Genomic DNA, 24,154 nt, shown 5'->3' on the forward strand with positions numbered 1-24,154 from the left:
GTTCACTTTGCCAATGCAGGAGCTGCCGAAAGCTGCGATCTTTTGATCTTGCCGTTTTTCAGCTAAGGCTGTCGTCAATCACCAAGACCAGTTTCCCCGCCACCGTATTGCTCGCCAGCTCCGCAAAAGCCGCCTCGGCATCTTTCACCGGGAAAGCCTTTGCCAATTGCGGTTTCAACCGCCCTTCGGCAAACAACGGCCACACGTGCTGGCTCAGGTCACTGAACAGGTCTGCCTTGAACTGATCGTCACGGCTGCGCAAGGTCGAACCCAGCAATTGCACACGCTTGGCCAATACCTGTGCCAGATCCAGTTTAGCCTCGCGGCCACCCATCAGACCGATCAACACCCAGCGTCCATCCAGCGCTATCAGCTTGAGATTCAGCGCCGAATAATTCCCACCGACCGGATCGAGGATGACATCGAACGGGCCGAGGTCGCGCAGGCTTTCCAGATCATCCGTGCGCACCACCCCGCCCTGCGCGCCCAGACTTTCACAGTAGGCCAAACGTTCGGCTGAACCGACGCTGACCCAGCACGGATTGCCGAACGCCTTGCACAGCTGAATGGCGGCTGAACCGATCCCACTAGCTCCGGCGTGCAAGAGAACTTTCTCACCCGGTTTGAGCGCCGCAAGTTGAAACACATTCAGCCAGACTGTTGCGTAAACCTCAGGCAATGCCGCCGCTTCGATCAGCGAAACACCTTCCGGAACCGGCAGCACATGCCGTCCGTCGACCACCACCTCTTCGGCCATCCCGCCCCCGGCCAGCAAGGCGCAAACCCTGTCGCCTACCTGCCAGGACGAACCTGCGCCGACCTCGCTGATCACCCCCGAGCACTCAAGACCGAGTACCTGGCTGGCACCCGGCGGAGGTGGATAAAGCCCTGCCTTTTGTAATAAATCGGCTCGATTGAGGCCCGCTGCCGCCACGCGAATGCGAACTTGTCCTACATCACATGTAGGACTCGGCTCTTCAACCCATGCCACTTGACCTTCCACGCCTTGCAATGCCTTCACAGTGCCTCCATAGTGAGTCTGGACTGAGCCCGAAGCTGTAGCGCCGGGCTTTTTGCATTATGCGACCGGCTCTTGTAGAACCGGCGACTTCAAAGACGGCCTAATATGCGTTATCAATTGTCCCCGCGTCGAATCAGCATGAAGCATTTGCTCCCCAGCACCGCCCTAGCACTTTTCATCGGTATCGGCCTGTTGCCGGTGTCGGGCAATACATTCGCAGCCAACAGCTGGGACAAGTTACAGCCTGATCGCGACGAAGTGATCGCCAGCCTGAACGTCGTCGAGTTGCTCAAGCGTCACCACTACAGCAAGCCGCCGCTCGACGATGCGCGCTCGGTGATCATCTATGACAGCTACCTCAAGCTGCTGGATCCGTCGCGCAGCTACTTCATGGCCAGCGACATCGCCGAATTCGACAAGTGGAAGACCCAGTTCGACGACTTCCTCAAAAGCGGCGACCTCAACGCCGGGTTCACCATCTACAAGCGCTATCTGGATCGCGTCAAATCGCGTCTGGACTTCGCCCTTGCCGAGCTGAACAAAGGCGTAGACAAGATGGACTTCAACACCAAGGAGACCTTGCTGATTGATCGCAAGGACGCACCTTGGCTCAAATCCACCGCCGAACTCGACGACCTGTGGCGCAAACGCGTCAAGGACGAAGTCCTGCGGATGAAGATCGCCGGCAAAGAGCTCAAGCAGATCCAGGAAACCCTGACCAAGCGCTACAAGAATCAATTGTCGCGTCTGGATCAGACCCGTCCGGAAGACATCTTCCAGGCGTACATCAACACCTTCGCCATGTCCTACGATCCGCACACCAACTATCTGTCGCCGGATAACGCGGAAAACTTCGACATCAACATGAGCCTGTCCCTCGAAGGCATCGGCGCCGTGTTGCAGAGCGACAACGATCAGGTGAAAGTCGTGCGTCTGGTGCCAGCAGGCCCGGCCGACAAGACCAAAATGGTAGCCCCGGCCGACAAAATCATCGGCGTTGCCCAAGGCAACAAAGAGATGGTCGACGTGGTTGGCTGGCGTCTGGACGAAGTGGTCAAGCTGATCCGCGGCCCGAAAGGCACCGTGGTGCGCCTGGAAGTGATTCCGGCCAGCAATGCACCGAACGACCAGACCACCAAGATCGTGCCGATCACCCGTGAAGCGGTGAAGCTCGAAGACCAGGCCGTGAAAAAATCCGTGCTGAACCTGAAACAGGACGGCAAGGATTACAAACTCGGCGTGATCGAGATTCCAGCCTTCTACCTCGACTTCAAGGCGTTCCGTGCCGGTGATCCGGATTACAAGAGCACCACCCGTGACGTCAAGAAACTGCTGACCGAACTGCAGAAAGAAAAAGTCGACGGCGTGGTTATCGACCTCCGCAACAACGGCGGCGGTTCCCTGCAGGAAGCTACCGAGCTGACCAGCCTGTTCATCGACAAGGGCCCGACCGTCCTGGTGCGTAATGCTGATGGCCGCGTCGACGTGCTGGAAGATGAAAACCCGGGCGCGTTCTACAAAGGTCCGATGGCACTGCTGGTCAACCGCCTGTCCGCCTCGGCTTCGGAGATCTTCGCCGGCGCCATGCAGGACTACCACCGCGCACTGATCATCGGCGGCCAGACCTTCGGTAAAGGCACCGTGCAGACCATTCAGCCGCTGAACCATGGCGAACTGAAACTGACCCTGGCCAAGTTCTACCGGGTTTCCGGTCAGAGCACCCAGCACCAGGGCGTCCTGCCGGACATCGACTACCCGTCGCTGATCGACACCAAGGAAATCGGCGAGAGCGCCCTGCCGGAAGCCATGCCGTGGGACACCATCCGCGCGGCGATCAAACCGGCGGCCGATCCGTTCAAGCCGTTCCTGGCACAGCTCAAGTCCGAACATGACACGCGCACCGCCAAGGATGCCGAGTTCGTGTTCATCCGTGACAAGCTGGCCCTGGCGCAGAAACTGATGCTGGAAAAAACCGTCAGCCTCAACGAAGCCGACCGCCGTGCCCAGCATGCAGACATCGACGCCAAGCAACTGGTGATGGAGAACATCCGTCGCAAGGCCAAGGGCGAAGAGCCGCTCAAAGAGCTGAAGAAGGAAGACGAGGACGCCCTCGCAGCAGCCGAGCCGGACAAGCTCAAACCAGAAGACGATGCTTATCTGAGCGAAACCGGGCGCGTTCTGCTGGATTACTTGAAGCTGAGCAACCAGGTCGCCAAGAAGTAAGGTGATGGCGATTTAATGCTGACGATCCCCGGATCGTCATCAAACAGTCATCATTCTGTCGTGCAATAAAGGACTGGGAGCCACTCTCTTCATAGAGAGCGCTCCCAGTCCTTTTTTTATCGCCAGAGATTGCCATGACCACGACCGAACAGCTGAGTGCCTTGAGTTCGATCCTGACTCAAAGCGGATTACACAGCCTGTTTCAGCCGATCATCTGTCTCTCAGAGCGCCGCATTCTCGGCTACGAAGCCCTCACCCGTGGCCCGTCCAACAGTCCTCTGCACTCACCGATCGCGCTGTTCGCCGTGGCGCGTCAGGCCGGGCGCCTGAGCGAACTGGAGATCGCCTGCCGACAAAGTGCTTGCCGCCGTTTCAACGAGCAGCAACTGCCGGGCAAGCTGTTTCTTAACGTCTCGCCGGAATCCTTGCTCGAAGCCGCGCACCAGCCGGGGCGCACGTTGCAACTGCTGCAGGACTTCGGCATTCCACCTAGCCAGGTGGTCATCGAACTCACCGAACAGACGCCGATCGACGACTTCCAGTTGTTGCAGACCGCGTTGCATCACTATCGGGCCATGGGTTTTTCCATTGCGCTGGATGATCTCGGCGCCGGGTATTCGAGCCTGCGCCTGTGGTCGGAACTGCGCCCGGATTACGTGAAAATCGACCGGCACTTTATCGACGGTATCCATCAGGACGCCTTGAAGCGCGAGTTCGTCGGGTCGATCCTGCAAATCGCCAAGGCGTCACGGGCTCAAGTGATTGCTGAAGGTATCGAATTGCCGGAAGAACTGGCGGTGCTGACGGAAATGGGTGTCGATCTGGTGCAGGGTTATCTGCTCGGCCGCCCGCAAGAGCATCCACCCCACGATGCCCGCGCTTTGATGCCCAAACACGACAGCAGCGCCGTGGCGCTGAACGACGAAGGCAGCGATCTCAGCGCCTTGCTCAACGAGCAACCGGCCGTGGGGCGCGATACGCCGACCGCCACCGTGCTGGAAGCCTTCCGCCGCCAGGCCAATCTCAACTCGCTGGCAGTGCTGGACGAACAAGGCCAGCCGTGCGGCATCGTCCACCGCCACTCCCTGTCGGATGCCTTGCTCAAACCGTTCGCCACCGACCTGTTCGCCCGCAAACCCATCAGCCGCCTGATGAACGACGACTTCCTCGCCGTGGAAATGAGCCAGTCGCTGCAACAGGTCAGCCGCCTGATCACCAGCCGCGCCCGCCAACGCATCGAAGAAGATTTCATCATCACCCTCAACGGCGGCTACCTCGGCCTCGGCCGGGTGATCGACGTGCTCAAACTGATCACCGAACTGAAAATCCAGCAGGCCCGCTACGCCAACCCGCTGACCCTGCTGCCCGGCAACGTGCCGATTCAGCAATGCCTGACCCGCCTTCTGCAGCAAGGCCGCGAGTCGGTCATCTGCTACGTCGACATCGACAGCTTCAAACCCTTCAACGACATCTACGGCTACGGCCGCGGCGACGAAGTCTTGCTGTGCCTGGCGCAATGCCTCAACGAACGCGTCGACCCCTCCCGCGACTTCGTCGGCCACATCGGCGGCGACGACTTCCTCCTCGTCCTCGGCCCCGAAGACTGGCGCAAACGGCTCAATCAATTGCTTGATGATTTCCAGAGCCAATGCCGACGTTTCTATCGGCCTGAGCATCTTGAGGCTGGCTGCTTCATTGCCCCGAATCGCCAAGGCATTCGTCAAGAGTTTCCGTTGCTGTCACTGTCCATTGGCGTGGTGCACCTGCATCCCGAAGCTTGCGCACAACTCGACGCTAGTCAGCTTGCGGAGATGGCTTCGCAGGCGAAGCACCATGCGAAGAATATTCCGGGGTATAGCGTGCATTTGCTCGACACTATCACCGCCGTCGGCCTCCACGCACCGCAACTAATCGGCCAACGCTGATTTCTCCACCAACTCGAATCACTGTGGGAGCGAGCTTGCTCGCGAAAAGTTTGTGCATATAGCCTCAATATCGCTACTGACGCACTTTTTCAAAACTTCCTCGAGGATCATGAAACAGTCTCAAATCAAATCGCGCTGTACAATCAAGATAAAAGCCATTCACAAGACTCACCTTGTCATGTCGAAAATCCATTATCTGCTTGTAAAATGACTTTATGGCAGGATCGCCAGAACTACTCATAGAATTAATCACCCTACACTTTTCGTGCACTCGCCCTGCTTGTTCCATCACACCATCAAAATACGCCTCACGACTTTCAATACCGAGAAATCTTGAAAATTGAAACGGCAAACCTCCACCCGACCTAAAAATATTACAAAGACTAAGAACCAACAGGCTTGCAAAATATAGCCGCTCTCTGCAATTTGGATTTGAGATCAATTCAAGCAAGCCTGCATCTCCGCACTCGCCCAAAATATTTAGATCCACTGCATCGGGATCTTCACTATACAGATCACCAAACAGCTCAGCATTTGATTCTCCGCGAGTCCACCGCTTAAAGTCGTCGAATGACCATCTACCTTGAATGACCTCAATCATTGGCACTACCATCCTTTAAGCTTTCCAGCTGATATTTCTCTAAGCATTCAAGCAAAACTGTCATAAATTTGCGCTGATCCTCTACATCATCATCGAAGTAGGTTGTAATTTTCGTAAATACCGCATCGAAACTATCACCGATTTCCATATAGTGCTTTAACGTGTCGACACACCACTTGCGCTCTCCAACTGTATAAGAGAGAAACTCAGGCCTCATGAGAATATCAAATAGCTCAGTGAGCTCATCTTCATCATTAACATTCTTCGAAACAATGATCTTTTCCCGAGCATCGTCGTGAGTATTCTCTATATCAAATAGAAAAAGCAGACCGCGCAAAACAAAATATTCAGGCTTACGTTTCATTCCAGAAACTCCGTATAAGAGGTTATCGGCATACCTGCTCTATCAAGGATCACTACCGCGTGTGTTTGCCGCCCGTAAACCAATCCGCCCCTTTTGTAACCTTCACCAACAATCTTGCCCATATTCATCGGTTCCTTCGACGCCAGTTGCCCATTTCGCCTGAAAATAAGCTGAGCCCGATGTATGGCGTTCAATTGGTCTCGATTGCTAAAAAAATGAGTGGCCGCACTGGGTATTTTTGGCTGCCCCGCTCGTCTCCCGTTGGTGTAAACCTCAATATCTCCAGTTGTTGGGTTTCTTCCTGTGATTGAACGCTCCCGCTGAGAAGCCAGCGTGGTCTGCTTGCCATGTTTCTCCATGAAGTGTGCGCCTTGCGTAGCTTTCTCCATTTCATCCAAACGCCGATAAGCATTCGCCTCTGCCAACTCATCAATCCTCGCCCTCCGCTCCTGCGCCGACATCTTCGGCAGCGCTGGTTCACCCTCATCAACCTTAGCCCCACCAATCCCACCAGGCACCTCACACCCAGGCTTACCCGGCGGCGGACAATTGGAACTCAACCCCAACGGATCCACCCACCCCGTCGGATTCGGCACGTACTGGTACTGATTCAACCCACCCGCCAACTTGATCGGGTCCGGCGTCAGATACCGTCCAAGCCTTGGGTCGTAGTACCGATGCCGGTTGTAATGCAGCCCGCTTTCCGCGTCGAAGTACTGCCCCTGAAAGCGCAGCGGTTGATCCAGGTATTCCTTGCCGGCCAGGGTGATCGCGGCGACTTTGCCGTAGGCGTCGTATTGCGCCGACCAGACGATTTCACCGCTGTAGTCGGTGAGTTCTTGGGGGGTGCCGAGGTGGTCGAGTTGGTAGTAGAACGGGCAGGCCTTTTTTGGGCCTTTGCCGTCGAGCAGTGCCAGCGGGCGGAAGGTGCCGGGTTCGTAGACGTAGCTGCGGTGCTGGGTTTTGCTGCTTTCGGCGACGAGCTGGTCGCCTTGCCAGAAGAACTCGGTTTTTTCGCCGTCGACGGTTTTGCTGATCCGCCGGCCGAAGGCGTCGTACTGGTAGGTCGCGGTTTTGCCGTCGGGACGGGTCAGGCCGATGAGCCGATGCTGGCAGTCGTAGCGGTATTCGGTGACCAGTTTCTGTGCAGTGCCGCGGCGTTCGCGGATCAGGTTGCCGAAGGCGTCGTAGTCGTAGTGGCGATCGCCCTGCATCAGCAGGCGGTTGCCCTTGATGTGTGTCGGGCCGGGGCGCTCCTGCATGAGCAGGTTGCCGGCCGGGTCGTGGGCGAAGGATTCCGGCAGTTCGTCGCGTGAGTGGCGCACCCGGATCAGACGGTCGAGGGCGTCGTAGCCATAGGTGCGTTGGCCGTGACGGGTGTCGGCGATGTGCTCCAGATTGCCGTTGGAGCTGTAGGCATAATCGCGGCGGTACAGCGAATCGTGCTGATGGCCTACGGAGTGGGCGAGTAGTCGGCCCTGATCGTCGTAGGCATATTCGCTGAGCAGCAAACCTTGCTGACGTTGTTGTTCGCGGCCCGACTGGTAAACGTGTTGCGTCAGCGGCGCGCCGTTGAGGTGGATGGCGGTCAGTGCGCCGCCCTTCGCGTACTGATAGTCGAGCTTGCTGTTGTCCGGCAGGCGCATGCGTTTGAGCTGGCCGCAGGCGTCATAGGCATAACGCAGCGTGCCCCAGCCCTGATGCTCGGTGATCAACCGATCCTGCAGGTCGTATTCGAAGGCCAACGGATGTTTCTGGCCGTCGTCGACACCAGTCAGCCGACCGAGGCGGTCGTACTGGTAGATAACCTTGACCCCGTCAGGCAAGGTCTTGACCAGCAGGCGCCCGGCCGCATCGCGCTCGTAGCCCGTGACCAACACCGAGCCGTCATCGCCGAACTCGGTCTTTTCCAGCAGATGACCGTTAAGATCGTAGGCGTAGGCCGTACGCCGCCCGTCGAAGCCGGTTTCCTGTCGGATCAGTCCGGTCGGCGTGTAGTCCAGCCGATACTTTTCGCCAGACTCGTTCTCGATTTCGGTGAGCAGCAGTTGCGCATGGTCGTAGCGGTACTGCACGCGCGTGCCGTCGGGGTTGATCCGGCGCGAGACCAGGTGCAGGTCGTCGTCATACTCGAAACGGGTGATGCGCCCGAGCTCGTCGCGCTCGGCGGTGACCTGGTTGTAAGCGCCATAACTGTAGGCGCGGGTGGCGCCCGTAGGAGAAGTCGTCTGGATCAGTCGGCCAATGGCGTCCCAATGCTGGCGGGTAACGGCACCGTGTTCATCAGCAGTGGTAGTCCTGCGCCCCAGTGCATCGTAGGAAAAGCGCCGCACACCGCCATCGGGCAGGGTTTCTTCAACCAGCTGACCAAGGGTGTTCCAGGCAAACACGTGCCGACTGGTGTCCGGGTAACGGATCGACAGCAGCTGCCCGCGGGCGTCGTAGTGGTAATGGCTGACCTGACCATCGGGATCGACCGCCTCAGTGACATCGCCCTGAGCATTGCGCCGGTAGGTCCATACCGCGTCGCCACGGGAACGGCTGTGCAGGAAACCGTTGCGGTACTCGTAGGACGTTGGCACATCGTCTGGCGGAAGCAGCGCGATCAGCCGTCCGACATCGTCGTAGCGGTATTCGGTGACGGCGCCTAAGGGATCCTGCTCGGCGACCAAGCGGCCCGAACCGTCGTAGGTTTTGAGGTGTTCGCCGCCGTCGGCCTCAACCTTGCGCACCAGCCGTGCGCGGTCATCGTGGACGTAGGTTTCTTCGGTGCCATCGACGTAATGCACGACGACACTGCCGTCGTCATGCCAGACATAACGCGTGTCCATCTGCGAGAACGACGCCCAGTGCCTGACGCAACGGGCAGCTTTGCCAGCGCGTTCCCACTCCCAGAAGAAACTCGCGCCGCCCGTGAGTTGCCGCTGCAGGATGACGTGCTGATCGTCGTAGTCGTAACACTCGCTGTCGCCAACCGCGTTACGCGCCTCGACCAGACGCTGATAGGCGTCGTAGCGGTAGCTGACGAGGGTTTGCTCAGTCGTCCATTCATCCTGCTGAAACGACTGATAGTCGACGGCCACCAAGTGCTGGCGGTCATAACGCAACAACAGCGCCCGACCCGCCCCATTGTCCAGACGCTGAACCCGATCCTGCCGATCCCGAACAATGCGCAGACGATTGCCATACGCATCACTAACCGCCGTCAGACGCCCGGCCCGAAAGTGATAAAACCGTGCCGCATCCCCCGCCAGCGCGAGGATCAGTTCTTCCGGTTCATCCCCGAGAAAAATCGCCGCCCGCGACAGACTGTTATGAATCGCCGGGCGCTCAACACTTGGCAACGGGAACCGCGTACGCCGGTTTTCATGGTCAACCCAAACAACACAGTCGCCATCGAACTCCAGTCGATGCGCCAGCGAATGACTCCAGCCAAACCCCAGCCCGACATCGATTTCGGCGGCACTGGTGCGATACAGCCTTGTGAACTCGAATGGCAGCAGCCCATCGAGCATGCCATCGCTCAGGGTCAGTAGTTCTTCGCCGGTAACCATCGACACCGGGCAGCCGTTGGTACAGGTCTGCGGCACGCAATCGGCGCTGTTGCCGTTGGGGTTTTTTGCCTGGTCCGGCGAATCGTCGTGGTGTTCGTCTTTTTTCAGCAAGGTGTTGCGCTTGGCATTCCAGCGCAATTGCATTCGGCCTTTTTTGATACCCGCGGCGATCCCGCGCGCGGCAACAGTCTTGTATTGATCAACGTACTTGATGAAACCGCTGACGATGCCGAACATCGCCTTCACCAACCGCACCAGCGCCGAGAGCAGTTGAACCGCGTGACCTGCCAGACGTAGCGTCAGATAAGCGATCCCTCCGCCACCACTGGCGAAAGTCAGAATGACGGCAATCAGCACGTCGATCAGCACTTGCACCATCATCATCGATAGCGCTTGCGCGGTTTTACCGGCGATCTGGCTCGGCGGCAGCATCTCCAGCCACAGGCTGGCGGTACGCAACAGCAAACACAGCGTCGCTTCGTCACTGACCAGTAACTGAAGCTTCTCCATGACCTCAGGAGCCGTGGCGGCCAGATCAATCAAGTCAGTCGCGCCACTGTCCAACCGCTCGGCAAACTTGCCCGGATCCTTGAGAATGTCCGACAGCATCCCGATGCTGTCCCACACCCCCTCGATCGCCGCCCAACTGCCGGCGAGCATGCCGTTGCCCGCCGCCGTCGCCACCGAATGCGACCACTGCGGCTTGAACCCTTGCCATTCGCCGCGCAACCAGTCATCCAGCTCACCGGTTAAACAGTCATAGGACTTGAACAACGCCCTGACCTGTTCCGCGGTGACCTCACCGTGCACATGCACGCGATAGAACTTACCCTCTGTTCCCCTGAATTCGCCCTTGCCTTCGGCATTGAGGGTGATGGGTGTTGTTTCGCCTCCATCCACAGCCACCACATCGACCACGATGTTGCCCAGCGGAATGTCGTAGACCGATTCGAACTTGCTCTCGATCAACATCAATCCGCCCTTCGGGCACTGGACGATATTGGAGAAAAATGCGTCGTCGCTGCTGCTGACGGCCGTAGTGCGATCGCCGAAGCGGATGATCCGCTCCATGCCCACCAGCGACGGCAGATCAGCGGCGTGGCTGACAGTGTCGGCCGTGCGGCTGGCCCAGTGTTCGAGCTGTTCGCGGTAAAGACTGAGGGTTTCGGGGAAGCTGTCGAGTGCTTGCTCGATGCGAGTGATGGCTTCCATCAACGCACGTCGGGGTGCTGGGCGGACTGAGTTACCGGGTCGAACATGAGCGTTCCCTCGCGCAAAAAATAGGCGCGGGAACTGTGCGGCGGATCAATCAGAAAAGAAGTCAGGCGAGTAAGCGATGGCTGTAGGATTTGTCTGCAAAAACAGCAAAAGAGCTAAATGGACAGACAAAACGCAAACGGGGCGTGAGGTTTCCCTCACGCCCCGTTTATCGGACGACACAAATGGATTTACTGCGTTGAATCTCCAGCACCCAGCTCTTTCAATTTAAGCTCGGCCAACGGGTGCCCGGCCTTGGCGGCCATTCCCCACCAGCGCGCGGCTTCGGCAGGGTCTGGCGCTTTGCTCGCGGTACCAGCCAGGCTGATCACACCAACCTGATAGGCCGCTTTGCCATCACCCGCCAGAGCCGCCAACCGCAACAGGCGCACGCCTTCTTCACGCGCTCCCAGCCCCACACCGCGAAAGGTCAGAATGTGGCCATAGAAGCTTTGCGCGCCGACATCGCCGAGGTTGGCCATGCGTGCAAACTGACCTTCAAGCCAGCGCCACCCGCGAGGCTGGCGCACAAACCATGACCAGTGAAACAGCCTGCGAGCCAGCCAATAGCTGGTCCGCGCCTTGAGTCGTAGAAACACTCAGGCCTCCGCTGATTCCGGGTATTCATATTCGAAAACCCTGACCACTTCCGATGCATGCCAGGACGCTGCGGCAACGCCATCGGACGGCCCGGAAAACCGCCCCAGACGTTCGACACATTCAAAAAAACCGGTGCGCGGCAAACGACTCGCGCCTTGGCTGATCACCAGCGAGCTGCGCAACGGCTGTTCGGCCTTGGCATCCAGCGCGGCCAGGTGCTCAAGCGCGGCAGTCAGGGTTTGCATCGCCGGTGTCGGCAATTGCAGCCGTTCAAGCAAGGCCCGGTAGGTCAGCAGATGACGCTGTCGGCGCGCCTGGTCCAGTTCCCCGAGTAATCCGTCCCAATGTTGACGACTGATGCGTACGCTCACGATTCATCCCTCCACCCTGGCACCGTCAGCTCCCAAGCGAGGCTACGACGAATCGCGGCGTCAGGCAGACGCTCACCACTTTCGATCATGGCCAGATATGACGGGCTAATGCCTACCGTGCGGGCCAACGCCTCGATGGCGATGCCCTTCCCTTCGCGCAAACTGCGTAGTTGATCCAGACCTGGAAGAATCGGGTCCGGCGTTGCCGCGAGCGGCTCTGGAGCCTGCTGCGACGGTGCTTCTTTGATACCTGCTGCTTTTAGTAGAGCCTGATACTGAGCCCAAGGCAGAACCGCGTATTCGGGTTCGCCATCGCGTGCAATTATCTGAATATCCATGACTACCCCGTAGGACAACAACACTTAGCGAGTCGGCACTTTTCCCTAGAAGTGTAATCCTAACAGCGGCCAAGGTCGCGAGGGGTATCTATCTGTCTGCGAGCCGAATGAATCAGGGCTTTTTCGGACCCTGGAGCTGAAGTTGTTCGGGGGTATCGGGCAAGCGTTCCGCGACTGCCAGTTTTTCCGGATTCTGGCGGTTGCGCCAGAGCCGGAAGGCACCGAGTTCATCATCGAGGACTTTCATCAGCCAGGCGAGGACGGCGATGTCATCGAGCATGCCGAATACCGGGATGAAATCCGGAATCGCGTCCACCGGGCTGAGAAAGTACATCAGGCCCGCGACCACTGAAACCAGGGCCTTGCCACTGATCGCCCGGTACTCTCCGCGCCAGTAGGCCAGACACAAAGCCTGAAGCAAACGCAGGTCATCCTTGAGCTTGCCGAGCCGATTGCCTTGCGCCGCGCCTTTGCTGGCCACCGCGAACAGCAAGGTGGGCAGACGGCCGCGAGCCAGCAGGCGGCCAGCCAAAGGCAGGAATCGAGCGAAATTCCACGGAGCTTTCATCTATTCCTCCCGTTGAAATGTTATCCACACAAATTGTGGATAACCTTGTGAACAGAGCTGCATTTGCGCGCTGAGAGCCCCGTTTTATAAGGGCTGCGCTCAGATCGGGCGTTTTTTACTCACATAAAAAACCCCAATATTTCATTGACTTGGCGGCTCAGGGCGTCTAGCGCGGGCAGCCTCAAAGCCTATGACTCCTCTGACCGGCGTCGGTTCGCTTTGTTTACCCTTCTCAAGGTCCAGATGCAACAACGCCCCGCATAAGCGAGGCGTTGTTGTCGAAGCCGTTACCGATTACTTGGCAGCGGCGTCTTCTTTGGCTGGATCCTTGATAGCCAGCAGTTCCAGGTCGAAGACCAGAACCGAGTTGGCCGGGATTGCCGGGCTTGGCGATTGCGCACCGTAAGCCAGATCGCTAGGGATGTACAGTTTGTACTTCTCACCAACGTGCATCAGTTGCAGACCTTCAACCCAACCCGGAATCACGCCGCTCACCGGCAGATCGATCGGGCTGCCGCGCTCGACGGAGCTGTCGAAGACGGTGCCATTGGTCAGCTTGCCAGTGTAGTGAACGGTCACTACGTCGGTAGGCTTAGGCTGTGCGCCGTCGGCTTTCTTGACCACTTCGTATTGCAGGCCGGAAGCGGTAGTAGTCACACCAGCCTTCTTGCCGTTTTCTTCGAGGAATTTCTTGCCGGCGGATGCCGACTCTTCGCTCATCTTGGCCATACGCTCTTCGGCACGCTTTTGCAGCGCGGCGAAAGCTTCGACCAGCTCTTCATCTTTCAGCTTCTGTTCTTTCTTGCCGACGGCATCTTCGATGCCCTGGGCTACCGCTTTGGAGTCCAGATCATCCATGCCTTCCTGAGCCAGGCTCTTGCCCATGTTCAGGCCGATACCGTAGGAAGCTTTTTGCGCCGGGGTTTTCAGCTCTACGCTGGTCTGCGAATCACAACCCGCAAGTACCAGGCTAACCAGGGCTACCGCCGCCGCCAACCGATGCTGTTTCATGCTATTTCCTTGTTCATGCGCCGAAAGGGCAATCGAGTAAAGCCGCGAGCTTATCAGGCCGCCACGACCAATGGCTACCGGCATGAGAGCAGGAAACTTCCGATAAGTTCAGGGATTAAAACGCATTGGGGCGCAGACACGATGAAGCTTCTGTCATCTGCCGACGACAACGACCGACTCTCCTTGCTCCAACATCTGGCCTAATGGCCACTTGCCACACAAGGTCAGGCTCAGGCATAACAGCGCAACAATTCGACAAGGATGTTTAACTTGCGCCTCTTACTCCGCGTTCTGACCCTGATCGCGCTCCTGCTGGGACTCGTCCTTGCGGTGGTTTTGTATTACGTCGCCAACCCGAAATTGCCCTTCTACACCCCGGCCCAGCAGGTGCATTACCTGAATCAGTGGACTGAACAGGAGCGGCAGACCTATTACTTCACGCCCCAGGGCACACAGGTCAAAGGGCTGCGCTATGAATGGTTCCAGGCATTGGAGTTGCCATTCTCGCGGCAGCGCTTCGCCTCCCCTGAATACCTCGCACGCTTTGGCTTTTTGATTGATCCGCAGCAGAAAGCCACGCCAGACAACCCTGGCAACCTTCCGGTCGGTTTCGCACGACACCAGAATTCTGGCAGCTCCGAGCAATATCTGGACATAACTTGCGCGGCTTGCCACACCGGTGAACTGCGTTTCAACGGTCAGGCTGTGCGCATCGACGGCGGCACGGCACAGCATGTCCTGCCTTCCAGCGTTCCTACGTTACGCGGTGGCAGTTTCGGACAGGCATTGGTCGCCAGTCTGACCTCGACTTACTACAACCCGTGGAAATTCGAACGCTTCGCGCGAAGCGTTCTGGACGATGACTACGACGCTCGCCACGAACAGTTGCGCAAGGATTTCAAAGCCTCGCTGGACACTTTTCTGAAAGTCGCCTGGAACGACACTCACCGTGGCCTTTACCCAACCGAGGAAGGCCCGGGCCGTACCGATGCGTTCGGGCGAATTGCCAACGCGACATTCGGCGACGCGATTTCCCCCGCCAACTATCGCGTGGCCAACGCGCCAGTGGACTACCCGCAACTGTGGGACATGTGGACGTTTGACTGGGTGCAGTGGAACGGTTCGGCGCAACAGCCGATGGCGCGCAATATTGGCGAGGCTCTGGGCGTCGGCGCGACTCTGAACTTCTTCGATGCCAACGGCCAACCGCTGCAAGGCGATGACCGCTACCCCTCCAGCGTGCGCGTGCGCGACCTGAATAAAATCGAAGAAACCCTGCAACGCCTGCAACCGCCCGCCTGGCCCGAGGAGCTGTTCGGGGCGGTCGACAAGGCGCTGGCCGCCAAGGGCCGTACGCTGTTTGCCGAAAACTGCGCCAGTTGCCACGTCCCGCGCAAGACTCAGGAGGGCGACCGCTGGGTGCAGCATTTGCACATGTTGCCCGTCGCGGTGATCGGCACCGATCCGAACGCGGCCAACAACGTTGCCAACCACCGTTTCGACCTGACAGCCCTGCAATGGAATCTGCAGGAGCTGGAAAAAATGGACGTAAAACTGCATCCGTCGCCCAAGGAACCACTGGACCTTAGCCAGTTGTCCGTGGCCAAAGGCCTGGCGTACGTCACCGCATTCGTCGAAAACCGTGCTTATCGCGAGGCAAACGTCAGCCCTGAAGAAAAACCTCGTCTCGACGGTTTCGGTCTGCCCATCGGCGTGCGCGAAAAGGTCGCCTACAAGGCGCGCCCACTGGCTGGCGTGTGGGCCACCGCACCGTTTCTGCACAACGGCTCGGTGCCGAGCCTTTATCAGTTGCTGTCGCCACAGAATGAGCGCGCCACCACCTTCTATAAAGGCACCTTCGAATACGACCCTCGGCATCTGGGCTATCGCACCGAAGCCTTTACCAACGGCTTCCTGTTCGATACGCGGATCAGCGGCAATCGCAACAGCGGTCATGAATTCCGCGCCGGCGAACGTGGCAATGGCGTCATCGGCCGCCTGCTGCAACCTGAAGAGCGCTGGGCATTGCTGGAATACCTGAAAGTTCTCGGCGGCCCATTGGAGGCGCAATTGCCATGATCTCGACCTTCAAGAAAGAACTGCCACTGCTGGCTCGATTCTGGCTTTGGCTGGGACGTCTGCTAGGCAAAACCCTGTTGATCCTGCTCGCCATCGGCCTGCTCGGCTGGGCCATCAGCACTGCATGGTTTGCCTGGCAGCATCGTGGCCCGGTGTCGACATTGGAGCAGATCCCGGCCGATGAGGCAGACATGACTCAGGACGTGATCCAGACGGCTGTGCGCATCGTCGATCAACACCGTGAAGGCACGCGCTATCTTCGCGATGCTCACGCCAAGGCGCATGGTTGCGTAAAAGCTGAAGTGAAAGTATTGCCGGAACTGGCTCAGTCGTTGCGACAGGGCGTGTTCAGTGAGCCGGGCAAAACCTGGCAGGCGATGATTCGCCTGTCCAACGGCAATGCCTACCCGCAGTTCGACAGCATGCGCGATGCCAGGGGTATGGCGATCAAACTGTTCGACGTTCCCGGCAAACAATTACTCGAAAACCGCCAGCATCAACATGAACAAGATTTCGTGATGTTCAGTCACCCGAACTTTTTTGTCAGCGATGTCGCCGAGTACCGTCAGAATGTGGCCGCGCAGGCTGACGGCAAAAAGGTCATGGCATTTTTCCCCGGATCGGACCCACGCACCTGGCAGATCCGGCATTTGTTTATCGCCTTGGCAACCCTGTCGCCGGCCCCCAAGAGCCCGACAGAGACTACGTATTTCTCGGTCTCGCCGTATAAATTCAGTGAAGCCAACGCCAAGTTCAGGGTGGCACCGGCCCCCGACAATTGCCCGGCGTACACCCTGCCCCGGCAAAATCAGGATCTGCCGAATTTCCTGCGCAGTGCCTTGACCCAGCAGTTGTCGACGGATCGCGTCCCCGCGTGTTTTGTCTTGCAGATTCAGCGTCAGGACGCCAACCGATACATGCCCATCGAGGACACCAGCATCGAGTGGCGCGAGCGCGATGCGCCCTTCGAAACCGTGGCCCACATCACCCTGCCCCCGCAGGACTTCGACACTCCGGCGCTGAATCTCGCGTGCGACAACCTGTCGTTCAATCCGTGGTTTGGCATTGAGGCGCATCGGCCGATTGGCGGAATCAACCGCTTGCGTAAAGCAGTGTATGAGGCCGTGAGTGACTATCGACATAGCCAAAACGCCACACAATAGCGGGACGGGCAGACTAGCTCTGGCGATCGGATTTAATCCACGATGGGCTGCTCAGCGGCCCCAGCATCTGAAATCCTGAGCCTGCGGTGCAAGCCATCGGGAAATTAAGTCCCATCACCACAGGACTTGTGTCTGGCACACAAAAAGCCAAACGCCAGACAGCAAAAAGCCCGCACTAGGCGGGCTTTCTGTGGCGATCTGGCGTTCAGTGCTCCAGATTACCGAATATGGCGCAGCGGACGGGACTCGAACCCGCGACCCCCGGCGTGACAGGCCGGTATTCTAACCGACTGAACTACCGCTGCGCGAAACGCTTGAAACGAATGGTGGGTGATGACGGGATCGAACCGCCGACATTCTGCTTGTAAGGCAGACGCTCTCCCAGCTGAGCTAATCACCCTTCGCTTCGTTACGGGACGCATTATGCCACAAGTTTTCGTAACGTGTTGATTTAATTGAATATTTTTTTCAAATAAATCCGAAAACAGGTAAAACGACACATCCCGCGGGTACAACCTTGGAGCAGAAAAAAACCCGCCTTGGCGGGTTTTTCCGTGGTGACCTGGCGTTCAGCGTTCCAGGTTACCGAATATGGCGCAGCGGACGGGACTCGAACCCGCGACCCCCGGCGTGACAGGCCGGTATTCTAACCGACTGAACTACCGCTGCGCGTAACACATGAAACGAATGGTGGGTGATGACGGGATCGAACCGCCGACATTCTGCTTGTAAGGCAGACGCTCTCCCAGCTGAGCTAATCACCCTTCGCTTCGGTGTGGCGCGCATTCTACGGAGCGACCCCACCTCTGGCAAGCACTTTTTTAAATAATTTTCCGAGGCCTTCCAAAGGCTTAGAGAAGGGTTGGCCTATGCCACGGCGAAGACAATAATGCCCCCCTTTGTATAGAGGAGAGACTCACCCCATGTGGTTCAAAAACCTGCTTATCTATCGCCTGACCCAAGACCTGCCTGTCGATGCCGAGGCGCTGGAAACTGCACTGGCCACCAAACTGGCGCGTCCATGTGCAAGCCAGGAGTTGACCACCTACGGTTTCGTCGCGCCGTTCGGCAAAGGCGAAGATGCTCCACTGGTGCACGTCAGCGGTGATTTCCTGCTGATCTCTGCGCGTAAAGAAGAACGCATTCTGCCGGGCAGCGTCGTACGTGATGCGGTCAAGGAAAAGGTCGAAGAGATCGAAGCCGAGCAGATGCGCAAGGTCTATAAGAAGGAACGCGACCAGATCAAGGATGAAATCATCCAGGCCTTCCTGCCGCGCGCCTTCATCCGTCGTTCGTCGACCTTCGCTGCCATCGCGCCGAAACAGGGTCTGATCCTAGTCAACTCGGCCAGCCCGAAACGCGCCGAAGACCTGCTGTCGACCCTGCGTGAAGTGATCGGCACCCTGCCCGTTCGCCCGTTGACCGTGAAAATGTCGCCAACCGCGACCATGACCGAATGGGTCACCACGCAGAAAGCCGCCGACGACTTCTATGTGCTGGACGAGTGCGAACTGCGCGACACCCACGAAGACGGCGGTATCGTGCGTTGCAAGCGTCAGGACCTGACCAGCGAAGAAATCCAGCTGCATCTGAGCACCGGCAAAGTCGTTACTCAGCTGTCGCTGGCCTGGCAGGACAAGTTGTCGTTCATGCTCGACGACAAGATGACCGTCAAACGCCTGAAGTTCGAAGATCTGTTGCAGGATCAGGCGGAACAGGACGGCGGCGAAGAAGCCCTCGGCCAACTGGATGCCAGCTTCACACTGATGATGCTGACGTTCGGCGACTTCCTGCCGGCGCTGGTTGAAGCATTGGGTGGCGAAGAGACTCCGCAGGGGATCTGACCTGCCTTTTGTGTGAAAGCTTAAAAGATCGCAGCCTTCTGCAGCTTCTACATCTGGAATGCATTTTCCTGTGGGAGCTGCCGGAGGCTGCGATCTTTTTGCTGGCGACGTATGCTTAGCTTCCTAACGCTTTCGCATAACAAGGAACAAGCCATGCGCGCATTGGCAGCACTCAGCCGCTTTGTCGGCAACACTTTCGCTTACTGGGTTCTGATTTTCGCCGTTGTGGCCTTCCTGCAACCTTCGTGGTTCCTCGGCCTGAAGAGCGCGATCGTGCCGTTGCTCGGGCTGGTGATGTTCGGCATGGGCCTGACCCTCAAACTCGATGACTTCGCCGCCGTCGCCCGCCAACCCTGGCGTGTGGCGCTGGGCGTGGTCGCACATTTCGTGATCATGCCCGGCATGGCGTGGTTGCTTTGCCAGATTTTTCATCTGCCACCAGAGATCGCCGTCGGCGTGATTCTGGTCGGTTGCTGCCCGAGCGGCACTTCATCCAACGTGATGACCTGGCTGGCCCGAGGTGATCTGGCGTTGTCGGTGGCCATCGCCGCCGTCACCACCCTCCTCGCCCCGCTGTTGACCCCGGCGCTGATCTGGCTGCTGGCCTCGGCGTGGTTGCCGGTGTCGTTCATGGAGCTGTTCTGGTCGATCCTGCAAGTGGTGCTGTTGCCGATCGTTCTGGGCGTGGTTGCGCAACGTTTGCTGGGCGACAAGGTTCGTCATGCAGTGGAGGTGTTGCCGCTGGTGTCGGTGGTGAGCATCGTGATCATCGTGACCGCTGTAGTGGCGGCCAGTCAGGCCAAAATCGCCGAATCCGGCGTGTTGATCATGGCGGTGGTGATGCTGCACAACAGCTTCGGCTACTTGCTGGGCTACTTCACCGGGCGTTTGTTCAACCTGCCGCTGGCGCAGCGTAAATCGCTGGCACTGGAAGTGGGCATGCAGAACTCGGGGTTGGGCGCCGCGCTGGCCAGTGCACACTTTTCGCCACTGGCGGCGGTACCGAGCGCCTTGTTCAGCGTTTGGCACAATATTTCCGGGGCGCTGCTGTCGACGTATTTCCGGCGGATGAGCGAAAAGGAAGATCGCGAAACGTTGGCACAGCAGGCGACTGACTGACCTGCGAACTTGATCCCCGGATTAATGCTCGTCAATATGTTGCGTAACGCGGGGACGACCCTGCGGCTCGATCGAGTTTTAATCTGGGGACGACCCCGTCAACCGATGGAGGTCTTTCATGTCCTGGATCATTCTGTTTTTCGCCGGCCTGTTCGAAGTCGGCTGGGCCGTCGGCCTCAAATACACCGATGGCTTCAGCCGTCCACTCCCCACCGCACTGACCATTGCAGCCATGGCCGTCAGCCTTGGCTTGCTGGGCCTTGCGATGAAGGAATTGCCGCTGGGCACGGCCTATGCGATCTGGACGGGCGTCGGTGCCGTGGGCACGGTGATTGCCGGGATCATTCTGTTTGGTGAGTCGATGGCGCTGATTCGGCTGGTCAGTGTGGCGTTGATCATTACCGGGTTGATTGGCCTTAAGGTCAGCGCTTAGACCACTGGCCCCATCGCTGGCAAGCCAGCTCCCACAGTTTCGTTGGTGTACACAAAACCGGTGTTCACCGAAGCTCCCTGTGGGAGCTGGCTTGCCAGCGATGAGGCCAGCACAATCATTGTTTATCTAACTGCCCCACGCAACTCCCCCACCAACCCCTGCAACTTCGCCGGCTCAGCCGCTTCCACAGCAACAGCAGAACCCGCCACCAGCGTCACCCGCGACCACAACCGCCGAAACACGCCTTTGTTCGGGTCGCGACTGAAGAAACTTCCCCACAACCCCTGCAATGCCAGCGGAATCACCGGCACCGGTGTCTCTTCGAGAATCCGCGTCAGCCCGCCCTTGAACTCGTTGATCTCGCCATCGGTCGTCAACTTGCCCTCAGGGAAGATGCACACCAGCTCACCGTCCTTCAGATATTGGGCGATCCGGCTGAAGGCTTTTTCGTAGATCTGGATGTCTTCGTTGCGGCCGGCAATCGGAATCGTCCCGGCCGTGCGAAAGATAAAGTTCAGCACCGGCAGATTGTAGATTTTGTAGTACATGACGAAGCGAATTGGCCTACGCACTGCGCCGCCAATCAGCAACGCATCGACGAACGAAACGTGATTGCACACCAGTAACGCCGCACCTTCATCCGGAATCGCGTCCAGGTTGCGATGTTCGACGCGGTACATGGAATGGCTGAGCAGCCAGATCATGAAACGCATGCTGAACTCGGGGACGATCTTGAAGATGTAGGCATTGACGCCGATATTGAGCAGCGACACCACGAGGAACAGCTGCGGGATCGACAGCTCGACCACACTCAGCAGCACGATCGACACGATGGCCGAAATAACCATAAACAGCGCGTTGAGAATGTTGTTGGCCGCGATCACCCGTGCCCGCTCGTTCTCGGCAGTGCGCGACTGGATCAACGCATACAGCGGCACGATGTAGAAACCACCAAAGACACCGAGGCCGAGAATGTCGAACAGCACCGCCCAGGTGTGGCCAAAACTCAGCACTTCAATCCAGCTATGGCCGGTGACGCTATCGGGAATTCCCCCGGAATGCCACCACAGCAGCAGGCCGAACACGGTCAGACCGAACGAACCAAACGGCACCAGACCGATCTCGACTTTGCGCCCGGAAAGCTTCTCGCAGAGCATCGAACCCAGCGCGATCCCGACCGAGAATACAGTGAGGATCAAGGTGACCACGGTTTCGTCGCCGTGCATCCACTCCTTGGCGTAGGCCGGGATCTGCGTCAGATAAATCGCCCCGACAAACCAGAACCACGAGTTACCGACTATCGAGCGCGACACCGCCGGCGTCTGGCCCAAGCCCAGTTTCAGGGTGGCCCAGGACTGGCTGAAGATGTTCCAGTTCAGGCGCATATCCGGGGATGAAGCCGCCGCGCGGGGAATGCTGCGGCTGGCCAGATAACCCAGCACCGCAATGCCGACGATGGCGATCGACACCAGCGGCGCGTAGTGGGTCGACGACATGATCACACCGGCGCCGATGGTGCCGGCCAGAATCGCGAGGAACGTGCCCATCTCCACCAGACCGTTGCCGCCGACCAGCTCTTCTTCGCGCAAGGCTTGCGGCAGGATCGAATACTTCACCGGCCCGAACAGCGCCGAGTGGGTGCCCATGGCGAACAACGCCACCAGCATCAGCCACAAGTGATCGAAGAGAAAGCCGACGGATCCCACAGCCATGATGGCGATTTCCGCCAGTTTGATCAGACGGATCAACGCATCCTTGGCGAATTTCTCGCCGAACTGCCCGGCCAGCGCCGAGAACAGGAAGAACGGCAGGATAAACAGCAACGCACACAGGTTGACCCAGATCGAGCGGTCACCTTCGATGGTCAGCCGATAGAGAATGGCGAGGATCAACGACTGCTTGAACACGTTGTCGTTAAACGCGCCGAGCGACTGCGTAATGAAGAACGGCAGGAAGCGCCGGGTGCGCAGCAGGTTGAACTGTGAGGGGTGACTCATCTTCCGTGTTTCCCTGATGTTTAAGGTAGAGAGGCCTGGATACTGCTTATTGGAATGCCGATCCGCGATCCAGGCCACACCTTACCTAAACTTTTCAGGTTATTTCTTCAAACCTGCAATGCACGGCGAGACAAACAGTTCGCCGCGCCACGCTCCTTGCACGGTGCGCTTGCCAACGATCAGCCACATCACCGCCAACAATGTCACCAACACGCAGCCGACTACGCTGAAAAAGCCAAGGTTCAGCGTACTGGCGAGTTTCAGGGTCGCCAGCGAATACACGCCCAACGGGAAGGTGAAACCCCACCAGCCGAGGTTGAACGGAATGCCGTCACGCAGATAGCGAACGGTGATCAGCAATGCCATCAGCATCCACCACAGCCCGAACCCCCACAGGGTGATCCCGGCCACCAGACCGATGCCCGAAGCGATTTCGCCAATGCCCGGCAAGCCGTTGGCAGCGAAAATCGCCGGTGCTTCAGCGCCCATCAACAACATGCCCAGCGCACCGGTGCCGATTGGCCCGAGTGCCAGCCAGCTCGAGGCGGCCATGTTTTCGTGGGGCAGTTTGTGCAGGGCCATGCGCAGCAACAGGATGGTCAGAATGCTGAACGCCACCGGTAGGGAAAATGCCCAGAGCACGTAGCTTGTGGTCAGCACCACCAGTTGCGAGTGAGCATCGGTCAGGTGCGGCGCGAGCAGACCACCACTGGCCGCCGCGACTTCTGCTGCCACCACCGGCAACAGCCAAACGGCAGTCATCTGGTCGATGCTGTGTTCCTGACGGGTGAACATCATGTAGGGGATCAATACGCCACAGGCCAGCGACATCGCCACATCGATCCACCACAGCACTTCGGCAAACTGAATGACGCCCTCGCCCCAACGCGGTAGCCCGAACAGCAGAAAGCCGTTGATGATCGTTGCAAGGCCCATGGGGATGGTGCCGAAGAACATCGACACGGTGGAATGCCCGAAAATCCGCCGTGCCTCGTCGAAGAACAGAATCCAGCGGGCGGCGTAGGCTACGGTAAACAAGGTGAACAACAGGATGTTGAACAGCCACAGCCCTTCAGCCACGGCGTGTAAACCGGGGATCGCGACCGGCAAATTCGCCAAGGCCAGTGCCAGCACACCGGTACCCATGGTCGCAGCGAACCAGTTCGGCGTGAATTGGCGGATCACTTCGCGCGGGTGCTGAAGCTGGCTGAGCGGCTTTAAACCGGGTTTGGCGTTGTTGGGGCAAATCATCATGAAATCCTCTTCCTCTGGTGAGGTTGAGTCCATGGTAGATCCGAATCGAATATCTATATAACGGGTAATATCTCTAACTGTTATCTATTCTACAGATAAGCAGTCAAACGCTGCCTTCGCACTCGATCACCAGAATCCGCGCCACACCCTGCGGATGGGCAACGTGTTCGGTGCCGACCGAGGCGTAAAAGATGTCACCAACTTCGAGCATCACTCGCTCTTCTTCACCATTTTCGCGATAGCGCATCTGCACCTGCCCATCAAGCACCACGAACACTTCCTCGCCATCGTTGACGTGCCATTTATACGGCTGATCAGTCCAGTGCAGGCGCGTGGTGATGCCGTTCATATTGGCGATGTCCAGGGCACCCCAGGCACGCTCGGCGGTGAAGGTTTTGCTGCGAATAATCTTCATGAGTCGATCCGTTGGCA

The 24,154-nt window shown here is 58.2% G+C and carries 19 protein-coding genes and 4 tRNA genes; 7 read left to right on the top strand and 16 right to left on the bottom strand.

All coding sequences use genetic code 11. The features are described from left to right. Nucleotides 1–58: 58 nt before the first annotated feature. Nucleotides 59–1,021: a zinc-binding dehydrogenase gene (locus tag JJD74_RS00810; protein ID WP_115148225.1), complete on the bottom strand. Its 963-nt coding sequence runs from the start codon at nt 1,019–1,021 to the stop codon at nt 59–61. Between the two features lie 138 nt (nt 1,022–1,159). Here JJD74_RS00810 and JJD74_RS00815 point away from each other — a divergent pair, with 138 nt between their 5' ends. Both JJD74_RS00815 and JJD74_RS00820 read left to right on the top strand, forming a co-directional pair. After that, entirely contained in the window at nt 1,160–3,244 is a 2,085-nt protein-coding gene (locus tag JJD74_RS00815; protein ID WP_200610672.1) for a carboxy terminal-processing peptidase, read from the top strand. 134 nt (nt 3,245–3,378) lie between these two features. Next, on the top strand, nt 3,379–5,169 hold the full coding sequence (locus JJD74_RS00820; RefSeq protein ID WP_200610674.1) for a bifunctional diguanylate cyclase/phosphodiesterase: 1,791 nt from the start codon (nt 3,379–3,381) through the stop codon (nt 5,167–5,169). Nucleotides 5,170–5,242: 73 nt separating this feature from the next. On the opposite strand, the gene JJD74_RS00825 is transcribed toward JJD74_RS00820, so the two are convergent. The 8 genes from JJD74_RS00825 to JJD74_RS00860 form a co-directional block, all read right to left on the bottom strand. Continuing rightward, complete coding sequence (locus JJD74_RS00825; RefSeq protein ID WP_150595592.1) at nt 5,243–5,770, bottom strand: hypothetical protein; 528 nt, start codon at nt 5,768–5,770, stop codon at nt 5,243–5,245. Then, on the bottom strand, nt 5,763–6,134 hold the full coding sequence (locus tag JJD74_RS00830) for a hypothetical protein (protein ID WP_150595591.1): 372 nt from the start codon (nt 6,132–6,134) through the stop codon (nt 5,763–5,765). The genes JJD74_RS00825 and JJD74_RS00830 overlap by 8 nt, the downstream gene beginning before the upstream one ends. Then, a complete protein-coding gene (locus tag JJD74_RS00835) occupies nt 6,131–10,900 on the bottom strand; it encodes an RHS repeat-associated core domain-containing protein (RefSeq protein WP_200610676.1) in 4,770 nt (1,589 codons plus the stop codon). The genes JJD74_RS00830 and JJD74_RS00835 overlap by 4 nt, the downstream gene beginning before the upstream one ends. 236 nt (nt 10,901–11,136) lie before the next feature. After that, the gene (locus JJD74_RS00840; RefSeq protein WP_200610678.1) at nt 11,137–11,544 is read right to left on the bottom strand and encodes a sel1 repeat family protein; all 408 of its coding nucleotides are present in this window, start codon (nt 11,542–11,544) and stop codon (nt 11,137–11,139) included. Next, nucleotides 11,545–11,916, bottom strand: a complete 372-nt coding sequence (locus JJD74_RS00845) for a hypothetical protein (RefSeq protein WP_003223109.1) — start codon at nt 11,914–11,916, stop codon at nt 11,545–11,547. Continuing rightward, complete coding sequence (locus JJD74_RS00850) at nt 11,913–12,254, bottom strand: helix-turn-helix domain-containing protein (RefSeq protein WP_042558400.1); 342 nt, start codon at nt 12,252–12,254, stop codon at nt 11,913–11,915. The genes JJD74_RS00845 and JJD74_RS00850 overlap by 4 nt, the downstream gene beginning before the upstream one ends. A gap of 112 nt (nt 12,255–12,366) precedes the next feature. After that, entirely contained in the window at nt 12,367–12,822 is a 456-nt protein-coding gene (locus JJD74_RS00855) for a YkvA family protein (protein WP_042558399.1), read from the bottom strand. A 294-nt stretch (nt 12,823–13,116) separates the two neighbouring features. Then, entirely contained in the window at nt 13,117–13,833 is a 717-nt protein-coding gene (locus JJD74_RS00860; protein ID WP_042558398.1) for an FKBP-type peptidyl-prolyl cis-trans isomerase, read from the bottom strand. A gap of 270 nt (nt 13,834–14,103) precedes the next feature. Here JJD74_RS00860 and JJD74_RS00865 point away from each other — a divergent pair, with 270 nt between their 5' ends. Continuing rightward, entirely contained in the window at nt 14,104–15,912 is a 1,809-nt protein-coding gene (locus JJD74_RS00865) for a di-heme-cytochrome C peroxidase (RefSeq protein WP_200610680.1), read from the top strand. Continuing rightward, nucleotides 15,909–17,075: a catalase family protein gene (locus JJD74_RS00870; protein ID WP_234451606.1), complete on the top strand. Its 1,167-nt coding sequence runs from the start codon at nt 15,909–15,911 to the stop codon at nt 17,073–17,075. The genes JJD74_RS00865 and JJD74_RS00870 overlap by 4 nt, the downstream gene beginning before the upstream one ends. A 228-nt stretch (nt 17,076–17,303) precedes the next feature. Here the strand turns inward: JJD74_RS00870 and JJD74_RS00875 are convergent. The 4 genes from JJD74_RS00875 to JJD74_RS00890 form a co-directional block, all read right to left on the bottom strand. Next, a tRNA-Asp gene (locus JJD74_RS00875) sits at nt 17,304–17,380 on the bottom strand. A gap of 19 nt (nt 17,381–17,399) precedes the next feature. After that, nucleotides 17,400–17,475: transfer RNA gene (locus JJD74_RS00880), tRNA-Val, on the bottom strand. Between the two features lie 192 nt (nt 17,476–17,667). Further along, nucleotides 17,668–17,744, bottom strand: a tRNA-Asp gene (locus JJD74_RS00885). A 19-nt stretch (nt 17,745–17,763) separates the two neighbouring features. Next, nucleotides 17,764–17,839 (bottom strand) — tRNA-Val (locus JJD74_RS00890). A 159-nt stretch (nt 17,840–17,998) separates the two neighbouring features. On the opposite strand from JJD74_RS00890, the gene rdgC reads away from it, so the two are divergent. The 3 genes from rdgC to sugE all read left to right on the top strand — a co-directional run bounded on the left by rdgC (nt 17,999) and on the right by sugE (nt 20,471). Then, complete coding sequence (gene rdgC / locus JJD74_RS00895; RefSeq protein ID WP_042558339.1) at nt 17,999–18,919, top strand: recombination-associated protein RdgC; 921 nt, start codon at nt 17,999–18,001, stop codon at nt 18,917–18,919. A gap of 153 nt (nt 18,920–19,072) precedes the next feature. Further along, a complete protein-coding gene (locus JJD74_RS00900; protein WP_042558338.1) occupies nt 19,073–20,038 on the top strand; it encodes a bile acid:sodium symporter family protein in 966 nt (321 codons plus the stop codon). A 118-nt stretch (nt 20,039–20,156) separates the two neighbouring features. Beyond that, nucleotides 20,157–20,471, top strand: coding sequence for a quaternary ammonium compound efflux SMR transporter SugE (sugE, locus tag JJD74_RS00905; protein ID WP_115148256.1), 315 nt, complete (start codon nt 20,157–20,159; stop codon nt 20,469–20,471). A gap of 122 nt (nt 20,472–20,593) precedes the next feature. Here sugE and JJD74_RS00910 read toward each other — a convergent pair whose 3' ends face one another. The 3 genes from JJD74_RS00910 to JJD74_RS00920 all read right to left on the bottom strand — a co-directional run bounded on the left by JJD74_RS00910 (nt 20,594) and on the right by JJD74_RS00920 (nt 24,137). Next, nucleotides 20,594–22,468 (bottom strand): MFS transporter, encoded by a 1,875-nt coding sequence (locus JJD74_RS00910; protein WP_042558336.1) that lies wholly within the window; start codon nt 22,466–22,468, stop codon nt 20,594–20,596. 99 nt (nt 22,469–22,567) lie between these two features. Further along, nucleotides 22,568–23,719, bottom strand: a complete 1,152-nt coding sequence (locus JJD74_RS00915) for a TDT family transporter (protein ID WP_200610946.1) — start codon at nt 23,717–23,719, stop codon at nt 22,568–22,570. Nucleotides 23,720–23,825: 106 nt separating this feature from the next. Then, nucleotides 23,826–24,137: a cupin domain-containing protein gene (locus JJD74_RS00920; RefSeq protein ID WP_042558335.1), complete on the bottom strand. Its 312-nt coding sequence runs from the start codon at nt 24,135–24,137 to the stop codon at nt 23,826–23,828. Nucleotides 24,138–24,154: the final 17 nt, after the last annotated feature.

It is taken from the genome of Pseudomonas sp. MF6776, assembly GCF_016613125.1.
Taxonomy (GTDB): domain Bacteria; phylum Pseudomonadota; class Gammaproteobacteria; order Pseudomonadales; family Pseudomonadaceae; genus Aquipseudomonas; species Aquipseudomonas iridis.

Excerpts from the sequence above, each read along its gene's own strand:
- JJD74_RS00815 (WP_200610672.1), top strand. The coding sequence starts at position 1,160 with ATGAAGCATTTGCTCCCCAGCACCGCCCTAGCACTTTTCATCGGTATC.
- JJD74_RS00820 (WP_200610674.1), top strand. The coding sequence starts at position 3,379 with ATGACCACGACCGAACAGCTGAGTGCCTTGAGTTCGATCCTGACTCAA.
- JJD74_RS00825 (WP_150595592.1), bottom strand. The coding sequence starts at position 5,770 with ATGATTGAGGTCATTCAAGGTAGATGGTCATTCGACGACTTTAAGCGG.
- JJD74_RS00830 (WP_150595591.1), bottom strand. The coding sequence starts at position 6,134 with ATGAAACGTAAGCCTGAATATTTTGTTTTGCGCGGTCTGCTTTTTCTA.
- JJD74_RS00835 (WP_200610676.1), bottom strand. The coding sequence starts at position 10,900 with ATGGAAGCCATCACTCGCATCGAGCAAGCACTCGACAGCTTCCCCGAA.
- JJD74_RS00850 (WP_042558400.1), bottom strand. The coding sequence starts at position 12,254 with ATGGATATTCAGATAATTGCACGCGATGGCGAACCCGAATACGCGGTT.
- JJD74_RS00855 (WP_042558399.1), bottom strand. The coding sequence starts at position 12,822 with ATGAAAGCTCCGTGGAATTTCGCTCGATTCCTGCCTTTGGCTGGCCGC.
- JJD74_RS00860 (WP_042558398.1), bottom strand. The coding sequence starts at position 13,833 with ATGAAACAGCATCGGTTGGCGGCGGCGGTAGCCCTGGTTAGCCTGGTA.
- JJD74_RS00870 (WP_234451606.1), top strand. The coding sequence starts at position 15,909 with ATGATCTCGACCTTCAAGAAAGAACTGCCACTGCTGGCTCGATTCTGG.
- rdgC (WP_042558339.1), top strand. The coding sequence starts at position 17,999 with ATGTGGTTCAAAAACCTGCTTATCTATCGCCTGACCCAAGACCTGCCT.
- JJD74_RS00900 (WP_042558338.1), top strand. The coding sequence starts at position 19,073 with ATGCGCGCATTGGCAGCACTCAGCCGCTTTGTCGGCAACACTTTCGCT.
- sugE (WP_115148256.1), top strand. The coding sequence starts at position 20,157 with ATGTCCTGGATCATTCTGTTTTTCGCCGGCCTGTTCGAAGTCGGCTGG.
- JJD74_RS00910 (WP_042558336.1), bottom strand. The coding sequence starts at position 22,468 with ATGAGTCACCCCTCACAGTTCAACCTGCTGCGCACCCGGCGCTTCCTG.
- JJD74_RS00915 (WP_200610946.1), bottom strand. The coding sequence starts at position 23,719 with ATGATTTGCCCCAACAACGCCAAACCCGGTTTAAAGCCGCTCAGCCAG.
- JJD74_RS00920 (WP_042558335.1), bottom strand. The coding sequence starts at position 24,137 with ATGAAGATTATTCGCAGCAAAACCTTCACCGCCGAGCGTGCCTGGGGT.